This window comes from uncultured Shimia sp. (assembly GCF_913054185.1).
GTDB lineage: Bacteria > Pseudomonadota > Alphaproteobacteria > Rhodobacterales > Rhodobacteraceae > Shimia.
The window spans coordinates 1-10,044 of sequence record NZ_CAJXIV010000126.1; the positions used below are offsets into that span (position 1 = coordinate 1).

Sequence of the window (10,044 nt, forward strand, 5' to 3'; positions counted from 1 at the left end):
GACTTTGAGGCGGTGCAGGCGGCGTTGACCAAAGCGGCGGATCGCGGCGTTATGGGGGCCTGTTTGCAGGTGTTGGACCCGGCGGAAGAGGATTTTCCCTACAAAGGCCGGGCGGTCTTTGAAAGCATGGGCGGCAGTGTGAGCCACGACACAAAAAAGGCAGATGATCTGCGCCTGAGGTATTTAGAGCGGTTGGCAGAGCGGCAAGCGGCGCTCAAAGACCTGTGTCGTGCAACAGGGTGGCTTTACGGGCATCACAGCACGGGCCAGCCTGCGCAGGTCGCGTTGTTGTGGTTGCATCGGGCATTGGAGCGGCGGGCATGATTTTTGGCCTTCCCATTGGATTCACAGCCCCATGGGTGCTGGCGGCGCTGATCGCGCTGCCGGTGTTGTGGTTTATTTTGCGGGCGATTCCGCCGGCGCCAATCCGGCGGCGGTTTCCCGGCGTCGTGTTGCTGCTTGGGCTGAGTGATGAGGACACGGTGACGGATCGCACGCCGTGGTGGCTGTTGCTTTTGCGCATGCTGGCAGTGGCGGCAGTGATTGTGGGGCTGGCGGGGCCGGTTTTGAACCCGCAGACACGTGAGGCGGGCAGCGGGCCGTTGCTGATCGTAATGGATGGCAGCTGGGCCTCCGCACCGGATTGGGATGCGCGGCGTGATATGGTCACGGCGCTGCTGGATGAGGCGGCGCGGGACGGGCGCGTGGCGGCGGTGCAGCGGTTGAGTGCGCCGGAGCCGTTGTTGTTTTTACAGGCGGATGCGTGGAAATCTCGCTTGGCGGGCGTGCTGCCCATGGCCTGGGCTGCCGATGAGATGGCGATGACGGAGTTTGCGAAAAACCTCGCACAGGCGGATGGATTTGACACGGTTTGGCTGTCTGATGGGGTGGCGCGTGAGGGGCGGGCTGACCTGCTCAAGGCGTTGCAGGACAAAGGCAACGTGCGGGTTGTGCAGACCGGGCGCGGGGCGATGGCGTTGATGCCGCCGAGCTATGAGGATGGCAAGCTGGTGATGCGGGCGCAGCGCAGTGAGGGGGCGATTGCGCAGGAAGTCACAGCGCTCGCGATTGGGACCGATCCGGGCGGTACGGAGCAAGTGTTGGCAAGCCTGCCATTGGTGTTTGAGGAAGGCGCGCAGTCGAGCGAGAACGCGCTTGTCTTGCCCAGCGAGTTGCGCGCGCGGCTGACGCGGTTTGAGATTGCGGGCGTGCGCTCGGCGGGGGCGGTGGCCCTGAGTGATGACAGTCTGCGGCGGCGCGAGGTGGCACTGATTGCCGGGCGTGAGGACCGCGAAGGGCTACAATTGTTGTCGCCATTGCATTACCTGCGGCAGGCTTTGGTGCCGACGGCGGATGTGATTGAAGGCGCTTTGACGGATATCCTGCCTGCCAATCCGGATGTGATTGTTTTGGCCGATGTGGCGGTGCTGTCCGAAGGCGAGACAGCGGCCATGATAGACTGGTTAGAGAACGGCGGTTTGCTGCTGCGCTTTGCCGGGCCACGCTTGGCGGCCAGCGAGATTAGTCGCACAGAAGAAGACCCGCTTTTGCCGGTGCGTTTGCGCGCGGGTGGACGCAGCGTGGGTGGCGCGATGAGTTGGGGGGAGCCCAAATCCCTTGCGCCGTTTGATGTGGAGAGTCCGTTTTATGGCTTGGCCGTGCCGGATGAGGTGACGGTGACCGCGCAAGTGATGGCGCAGCCTGATCCAACCTTGGCAGACCGGGTGATTGCCAGCCTGAGTGATGGCACGCCGCTTGTGACCCGCAAAGCTGTGGGGCAGGGGCATGTGGTGCTGGTGCATGTGACCGCCAACGCCGAATGGTCTGGCCTGCCGTTGTCCGGCCTGTTTGTGCAGATGTTGGACCGCTTGGCAATTTTGAGTGCGGTCGGTGAAGAGGCTGACACGCGATTGGCGGGCACAACTTGGCAGCCATTGAAGGTGCTCGACGGGTTTGGCCGTTTGGAAGATGCGCAGACCTTGCCCGGAGTGGCCGGGGAAGACTTGGCCGAGGGGCGTGTCGGGCCAACGTTGCGGCCCGGATTGTACCGTGATGGCGAAAAGGTTTTGGCCATGCATGCGGTGGACGCAGAGACAGATTTGGCGCCTGCAACTTGGCCGGTGACGGTGCCGGTGGAAGGGCTGCGTGGGGCGGTTACAACTGATCTATCCGGTTATTTTTTGGCGGCGGCCTTGGTGATTTTGGCGCTGGATGTGATGGCCTCTCTGTTTGTGTCCGGGCGGCTTTGGGGCGCGCGGGTGGCGGCTGTGGCGTTGGCGTTGATGGTGACTGCAACGGATGGCTTTGCGCAGCAGGCCTCAGTTACGGCAGGCCATGCGCAGGAGGTGGTGCTGGGGCATGTACGGACCGGCAATCGCGAAGTGGATGACATCGCGCTGGCGGGGCTGCGTGGGCTGAGCAATGTGTTGCATTTCCGCACGTCGGTGGAGCCGGAAGACCCGGTGACCGTGGATTTGGAGACAGATGAACTGGCGTTTTACCCGTTTCTGTATTGGCCGATCACACCGGACCAGCCAAGCCCGTCGCGGGAAGCCTATGCCAAGCTTAACGCCTACCTGCGCAGTGGTGGTATGATCTTATTTGACACGCGCGACAGCGATGTGGCGCGGTTTGGGGCGAGCAGTCCAACGGGGCGGAAGTTACAAAAACTGGCCGCCGGACTGGACATTCCGCCGCTGGACCCGCTGCCGGAAGATCATGTGCTGACGCGAACGTTCTACCTGTTGCAGGATTTTCCGGGGCGTTACATGAGCCGCGATGTCTGGGTGGAAGCCGCACCTGCGGATGCGGAGAAGATCGAAGGCATGCCGTTTCGCAACCTGAATGATGGAGTCACGCCGGTGGTGATTGGTGGCAATGACTGGGGTGCGGCCTGGGCGGTGGACACACGTGGCAACACGCTGTTCCCGGTGGGGCGCGGACGGGCCGGAGAGCGGCAGCGTGAGCTTGCCTATCGGTTTGGGGTGAACCTGATCATGCATGTACTGACCGGGAATTATAAGAGTGACCAGGTGCATGTGCCTGCGTTGCTGGATCGGTTGGGCCAATGACAGGCGTGGTGTTTGATCCAATTGTGCCGCTGTGGCTGTTGGCGGTTTTGGCGGTGCTGAGCGCATCGGCGATTTCTGTCGCGCTGTGGCGTGGCTTGGCCGGTTGGGCCTGGCGCGGGGCGGCGGGCGTGGTGATTTTGGCCGCTTTGGCGGGGCCGGTACTGCAGACCGAGAACCGCGCGCCGTTGAGTGATATTGTGCTGATGCTGGTCGATGGCTCGGCCAGCCAGCGGTTGAGTGACCGCGCGGTGCAGACCGAAGACGCGGCGGCAGCGCTGGAGGCGCGGTTGGCGGCGCGGGAGAACACCGAAGTGCGCCGGATTGATGTGGGCGATGCGGAGGGTGACGGCGGCACCGAGATGATGGCGGCGCTGTCTGAGGCCTTGGCGCAGGAGCCGCGTGGGCGCATTGCGGGCATTGTCGCATTGAGCGACGGGCAGGTGCATGACATGGAGCGCGCGCCGGACTTGCCAGCGCCGTTTCATTTGCTGCAATCCGGGCGTGAAGGCGACTGGGACCGGCGATTGAGCATCAAGAATGCGCCTGCTTTTGCCATTTTGGGCGAACCGGTGACACTGACCCTGCGGATCGAGGACAGCGGCGCGGCACCAACGGATGTGGACCGCGTATCGGTGGATATCTCCGTGGATGGCGCTGAGCCGCAGCGCTTCTCAGTGCCACTGGATCGCGACATTGAGTTGCCGGTGACCCTGCCGCACAGCGGGCGCAATGTGATTCAGTTTTCGGTGCCGACGGCCGAAGGCGAATTGACGGATCGCAACAACGCGGCCTTGGTGCAGATCAACGGCGTGCGAGACCGGTTGCGGGTGCTTCTGGTGTCTGGGGAGCCACATCCTGGCGGGCGGACATGGCGCAACTTGCTGAAATCGGACGCTAGCGTGGACCTGGTGCATTTTACTATTCTGCGGCCACCGGAGAAACAGGACGGCGTACCGGTGAGCGAGCTGTCGTTGATTGCGTTCCCGACACGGGAGCTGTTTTTGGAGAAGGTTGAGGATTTCGACCTGATCATTTTTGACCGCTACCAACGACGCGGGATTTTGCCGTCGCTGTATCTGGAAAGCGTGGCGGATTACGTGCGCAAAGGCGGGGCTGTGTTGGTTGCGGCGGGGCCGGATTATGCCTCGGCGGACAGTATTTATCGTTCACCCTTGGCTGACGTGTTGCCAGCCAGTCCAACTGCTCGGGTGATTGAAGAGGCTTATGTGCCCGCCGTCTCTGATCTTGGGGCGCGCCATCCGGTGACCGCTGGATTGCCGGACCAAGACACATGGGGGAGGTGGTTGCGCCAGATCGAGGTCACGCCGGATGCTGGCGATGTGTTGATGACCGGCAGCGAGGACCGGCCGCTATTGGTGCTCAACCGAGTGGAAGAGGGGCGTGTGGCGTTGCTTGCGTCGGATCATGCGTGGCTCTGGGCGCGGGGCTATGAGGGCGGTGGTCCACAATTGGAACTTTTGCGGCGGTTGGCACATTGGATGATGGGTGAACCGGAGCTTGAGGAAGAGGCGCTTTCGGCGGACCCCACCGGACAGACGTTGCGCATAGTGCGGCGCAGCCTGGAAGAAACGGTTGGGCCGATGACCATCACCACGCCAAGTGGAGATACGGTTACGCTTGAGTTGCGTGAAGGCTCTCCTGGGCATTTTGAGACCACTTTTGAGGGGCTTGAGATGGGCCTGTACCGTCTTGTACAAGATGACTTGGAAACGGTTGTGGGCCTTGGGCCGGCTGCACCGCGAGAGTTTGAGGCGACCATTGCCAGTGCGGAGGCTTTGACGCCTTTGCTGGAGGCCACACGTGGTGGCGTGTTGGCGCTGGAAGATGGTGTGCCGGGCGTGCGCAATGTGCGGGAAGGACGGCCAGCGGCTGGGCGCAACTGGATTGGCCTGACAACCAGAGAGGCGTTTGAGACACTGGACGTGGCGCGCGCGCCATTGTTGCCGGGCTGGTTGGTGCTGCTTATGGCGTCCGGGTTTATCCTGATGGGCTGGCTGCGCGAGGGGCGGCGGTGAGTAGATCGCAGCGCTTTCGTGATCCCGCCTCTGCAAAAACCGGTTCCTTCACGGCAGCCCGCGCGGTAGAACGCCTGTAATTGAGGCCGACCTACCCTATTGGAGCAAGTGATCATGGCGCCAAAGCCCGTTGTATTGTGCATTCTGGACGGCTGGGGGCTGTCTGATCAAACTGAGGCCAATGCGCCGTATCTTGCCCAAACCCCAAACTTTGATGCGATGATGGCGGATGGACCCCACGCAACCTTGATCACCCATGGTCCTGACGTGGGGCTGCCGAGTGGGCAGATGGGCAACTCTGAAGTGGGGCACACCAACATTGGCGCGGGCCGTGTGGTGGCGATGGACCTCGGCCAGATCGATCTGGCGATTGAGGACGGCTCGTTTTTCGAAAATGCCGCGTTGCAGGCGTTTATTGCAAAGCTGAAAGAGACCGGCGGGACGGCGCATTTGATGGGCGTGGTCTCGGACGGCGGCGTGCATGGGCATATCACTCATGTGTTGGCGGCGATGAAGGCGGTTGCGGATGCGGGTGTGCCTGTGGTGCTGCATGCGGTGACCGATGGGCGCGATGTGGCTCCGAAGTCTGCGCTTCAGTACTTTGAGACACTGAAGGCGCAGATGCCTGAGGGTGCGAAGATTGGGACTGTGACCGGGCGTTACTTTGCGATGGATCGTGACAACCGTTGGGAGCGGGTGAGCCAAGCGTTTGGCGCCTGGGTGACTGGCGAGGCGGCGCATCGTGCGGCAGACGGGATTGCAGCGGTGGAAGCAGCTTATGCGCGGGATGAGAACGACGAGTTCATCGTGGCCACCACCATTGGGGACTATGCCGGGGCCAAAGATGGCGACGGGTTCTTTTGTCTGAATTTCCGCGCAGACCGCGCGCGGGAAATCTTGGCGGCGCTTGGCCAGCCGGGATTTGACGCCTTTGATGTGTCAGCACGTCCCGCGTGGGCCGCAATGTTGGGCATGGTCAACTATTCGGAGCAGCACAACGGTTACATGACCACGGCCTACCCAAAACAAGAGATCAGAAACACGCTGGGAGAATGGGTGGCCAGACAAGGCAAGACTCAGTTCCGTTTGGCAGAGACCGAGAAATACCCACACGTGACGTTTTTCCTGAATGGCGGGGCAGAGACGCCTGCTGAGGGCGAAGACCGGTTTATGCCGCTGTCGCCCAAGGTGGCGACCTATGACCTGCAGCCGGAAATGAGCGCGGATGAGGTCACAGAGAAATTTGTGGCGGCAATTGAGCATGGCTACGATCTGATTGTGACCAATTTTGCCAACCCGGATATGGTGGGACACACTGGCAGCCTTGAGGCGGCGATGGCAGCCTGTGAGGCGGTGGACCGTGGTTTGGGTAAGGTGCGTACAGCACTTGAGAAAGTCGGTGGCGCGATGATTGTCACAGCGGACCATGGCAACTGTGAAGTGATGGTGGACCCCGAAACTGGCGGGCCACATACAGCACACACCACCAATCTGGTGCCTGTGGTGCTGGTGAATGGACCAGACGGGGCCGGATTGCGTGCCGGACGGTTGGCAGATTTGGCGCCGAGCCTGTTGCAGCTAATGGGTATTGAGCAACCAGAAGAGATGACCGGGGAGAGCCTGATCGTTTGAGACAGCTGCGCAAGCATATCGTTGCGGCGTCTTTGGCGTTGATCACTGGCGCGGTCGTGGCGGAGCCTGATCCCGGTGCGGCGGCGCGTGAGGCTGTGGCCCAGTTGGAAGCAGCCTCGGTGGCTTTGGCGCAGGCCAAAGGCGGGCGCGATCGGGTGAAATCTTTGACCGGCGTGGTTCAGGCCTATGAAACCGGATTGACTGCCTTGCGGGCTGGTTTGCGTCGAGCGGCCATTCGGGAAGCACAGCTGTCTAAACAGCTGAAAGCGCAAGAGGGTGAAATTGCCCGTCTGTTGGGCGTGTTGCAGAGTATGGGCAAAGGGCCGCCGGAGGTCATTCTTGTACATCCCGGTGGGCCGATGGGCACCGCACGGTCTGGCATGATCCTCGCGGATGTGACGCCTGCGCTTGAAAAAAGCGCCGCCACGTTGCGGCGCGATCTGGAAGAAGTCACCATCCTGCGCAGCCTTCAAGAAGGCGCAGCAGAAACGTTGCAGGGCGGGTTGGAAGGGGCGCAGGATGCGCGGACTGAGCTGTCCAAAGCCATTGCGGACCGCACCGATTTGCCCAAGCGCTTTATTGAAGATCCGGTGCAAACCGCTCTGATGATTGCCTCCACTGAAACGCTGGAAGGCTTTGCCAGCGCTTTGGTGGATTTACAGGTCGACGGCATGCAGGAAATTGACCTGCCGGATGTAATGGAGCGCAAAGGCAGTTTGCGCCTGCCAGTGGAGGCCAGCGTGCTGCGCCGCGCCGGCGAGGCGGATGCTGCGGGCATTCGGCGGCCGGGCCTGGTGTTGGCCACACGGCCAAGCGCGTTGGTGGTGACCCCCACCGCAGCAACAATTCGCTATCGTGGGCCACTCCTGGACTACGGCAATGTGATGATCCTGGAGCCACAACCGGGCGTACTCTTTGTGTTAGGAGGTTTGGCGCAGGTTTACGGGGACGCTGGTGAAGTGATTCCCGAGGGCGCGCCAATAGGCTTGATGGGTGGAAATGGGCTGGAAAGTGGCGCTTTTCTCTCACAGTCTGGTGATGCCTCTGGCAATGCGCGCTCAGAAACGCTCTATATAGAGGTCAGAGAAGGCAAAGTGCCTGTGGACCCAGAATTGTGGTTCCAAACGAATGAGGATGGATAAGTCTATGAAGAAATTCGTCGCCGCCGCTGCGGGAGGCATTGTGGCTGGTTTGTTGGTCACCACACAGGTGGCCGGGCCACTGTTGGCAGAGGAAAGTGTTCGCAAGTCCAATGTCTATGAACAGCTTGACCTGTTTGGCGATATTTTTGAACGCATCCGCATTCAATATGTCGAAGAGGTGGATGATGCTGACCTGATCGAAGCCGCCATCAATGGCATGCTGACGTCGCTTGATCCGCATTCCAGCTATCTCAGCCCGGATGCCGCAGATGACATGCGTGTGCAGACACGTGGTGAGTTTGGTGGCCTGGGTATTGAGGTCACACAGGAAGAGGGCTTTGTGAAAGTTGTCTCCCCGATTGATGACACACCTGCGGATGCGGCTGGCATGGAAGCGGGCGATTTTATCACCCACGTGGACGGCGAAAGCGTGCTTGGCCTGACCTTGGACGAAGCGGTTGAGAAGATGCGCGGGCCTGTGGGCAGCGAGATTGTGATCACCGTGGTGCGTGAAGGTGAACCAGAGCCATTTGACGTGACCATTGTGCGCGACACCATCAAGCTCACCGCTGTGCGAACACGTACTGTGGGCGACAGCGTGGTTTTGCGTGTCACAACGTTCAATGACCAGACCACCCCCAACCTGATCGATGGCTTCCAGAAGCAGGTTGAGGAGCTGGGTGGCATGGAAAACGTGAATGGGATTGTGCTTGATCTGCGCAACAACCCAGGTGGCTTGCTGACCCAGGCGATCAAAGTCTCCGATGAGTTCCTGGAAAAAGGCGAGATTGTCTCGACCCGTGGCCGTAACCCTGAGGATGGTGAGCGCTATAATGCCCAGCCGGGTGATCTGGCGGAAGGCAAACCCATTGTGGTGCTGATCAACGGCGGCTCTGCCTCGGCGTCTGAAATTGTGGCCGGTGCGTTGCAAGATCACCGTCGTGCGATTGTTGTGGGCACCAAGAGCTTTGGCAAAGGCTCGGTACAGACGGTGATGCCGTTGCGCGGCGATGGCGCGATGCGTCTGACCACGGCGCGGTACTACACGCCGTCAGGCCGCTCGATTCAGGCGCTGGGCGTGAGCCCGGACATCGTGGTCGAACAGCCGCGCCGTGTGGATGCCACGCCGGAGGAGGATGAAGACACCAACCGTCGCACCCGCTCTGAAGCGGATCTGCGCGGTAGCCTCAACAACGACAGCCTGACCGAGGATGAAATCCGTCAGATTGAAGAAGATCGTGCCAAGGCGGATGAGGCGGCCAAGCTGCGCGAAGAGGATTATCAGCTGGCTTATGCGTTGGATATTCTGACCGGTCTGTCGGCATTGGGCCCTAAAGAGTAAGTCATTTGATTGACCAAGATAGCGGGCGCTCCAATTGGGGCGCCCGTTTTAATTTGAGGGCGCTGCCCTCGCGGCGCTGCCGCTCACCCGAGATATTTGGGAATGAGAAAACCTGGCACATTGCGTCAGGGCAGGGGCTCCGCTAGGACGAGGTAGATCTGAGTTTGGAGTGCGCACATGACCCCTGAAGAGCTGGAAAAACTGCCCTACCGCAAGAATGTGGGTGTGATGCTGGTGAACGCCGAGGGGGGCGTGTTTGTGGGGCAACGCGTCGACAGCAAGGAACCGGCCTGGCAGATGCCGCAAGGCGGGATCGACAAGGGCGAAAAGCCTCGAGCGGCGGCGCTGCGTGAGCTGGAAGAAGAGACCGGCGTGTCGCCAGATCTGGTCACGATTGAGGCCGAAACAGAGGGTTGGATTGCCTATGATCTGCCGCTCGAGATTGCGTCGCGCATCTGGAAAGGCAAATATCGAGGCCAGAAACAGAAGTGGTACTTGATGCGGTTTCACGGCAGCGATGATCAGGTCAATATCGTGGTGGATCATCAGGAATTTTCTGAGTGGCGCTGGCTGCCGGTGGAGCAGTTGGTCGCCAACATCGTACCGTTCAAGCGCGAAGTTTACGACCAGGTGGTTGCGGCGTTTGACGGGCATTTCTGAGCCCACGTGTTTGGCCCGAAATTCGGGGAAATACCCAGATGACAACCACACAAGACGGCGGTAGAACGCCTTGAGTGGCCCCGTGGCTCAACTGGATAGAGCAGCCCCCTCCTAAGGGGCAGGTTATTGGTTCGAATCCAATCGGGGTCACCATTTTTCTT

6 protein-coding genes, 1 tRNA gene and 1 pseudogene are annotated in these 10,044 nt (G+C 60.7%); all 8 read left to right on the plus strand.

Going from position 1 to position 10,044, the window contains the following annotated elements; genetic code table 11:
- Positions 1-324 (plus strand): annotated as a pseudogene (locus QZ517_RS18620) (DUF58 domain-containing protein); the annotation flags it as partial.
- The gene (locus QZ517_RS18625) at positions 321-3,071 is read left to right on the plus strand and encodes a DUF4159 domain-containing protein (RefSeq protein WP_294230057.1); all 2,751 of its coding nucleotides are present in this window, start codon (positions 321-323) and stop codon (positions 3,069-3,071) included. The pseudogene QZ517_RS18620 and the gene QZ517_RS18625, both read left to right, overlap by 4 nt.
- On the plus strand, positions 3,068-5,107 hold the full coding sequence (locus QZ517_RS18630; protein ID WP_294230061.1) for a hypothetical protein: 2,040 nt from the start codon (positions 3,068-3,070) through the stop codon (positions 5,105-5,107). Before QZ517_RS18625 ends, QZ517_RS18630 begins: the two co-directional genes overlap by 4 nt.
- 111 nt (positions 5,108-5,218) lie before the next feature.
- Positions 5,219-6,739: a 2,3-bisphosphoglycerate-independent phosphoglycerate mutase gene (gpmI, locus tag QZ517_RS18635; RefSeq protein WP_294230074.1), complete on the plus strand. Its 1,521-nt coding sequence runs from the start codon at positions 5,219-5,221 to the stop codon at positions 6,737-6,739.
- Entirely contained in the window at positions 6,736-7,881 is a 1,146-nt protein-coding gene (locus tag QZ517_RS18640; RefSeq protein ID WP_294230064.1) for a peptidoglycan DD-metalloendopeptidase family protein, read from the plus strand. Before gpmI ends, QZ517_RS18640 begins: the two co-directional genes overlap by 4 nt.
- A gap of 4 nt (positions 7,882-7,885) precedes the next feature.
- Positions 7,886-9,223 carry a S41 family peptidase gene (locus tag QZ517_RS18645; RefSeq protein ID WP_294230066.1) on the plus strand — a complete coding sequence of 446 codons (1,338 nt, stop codon included), beginning with the start codon at positions 7,886-7,888 and terminating at the stop codon, positions 9,221-9,223.
- A 177-nt stretch (positions 9,224-9,400) separates the two neighbouring features.
- A complete protein-coding gene (locus QZ517_RS18650) occupies positions 9,401-9,883 on the plus strand; it encodes an RNA pyrophosphohydrolase (RefSeq protein ID WP_294230070.1) in 483 nt (160 codons plus the stop codon).
- A gap of 76 nt (positions 9,884-9,959) precedes the next feature.
- Positions 9,960-10,036, plus strand: a tRNA-Arg gene (locus QZ517_RS18655).
- Positions 10,037-10,044: the final 8 nt, after the last annotated feature.

What these genes read in the sequence shown, in the direction of transcription:
- QZ517_RS18625 (WP_294230057.1), top strand. Translation starts at nt 321, where the DNA reads ATGATTTTTGGCCTTCCCATTGGATTCACAGCCCCATGGGTGCTGGCG.
- QZ517_RS18630 (WP_294230061.1), top strand. Translation starts at nt 3,068, where the DNA reads ATGACAGGCGTGGTGTTTGATCCAATTGTGCCGCTGTGGCTGTTGGCG.
- QZ517_RS18645 (WP_294230066.1), top strand. Translation starts at nt 7,886, where the DNA reads ATGAAGAAATTCGTCGCCGCCGCTGCGGGAGGCATTGTGGCTGGTTTG.
- QZ517_RS18650 (WP_294230070.1), top strand. Translation starts at nt 9,401, where the DNA reads ATGACCCCTGAAGAGCTGGAAAAACTGCCCTACCGCAAGAATGTGGGT.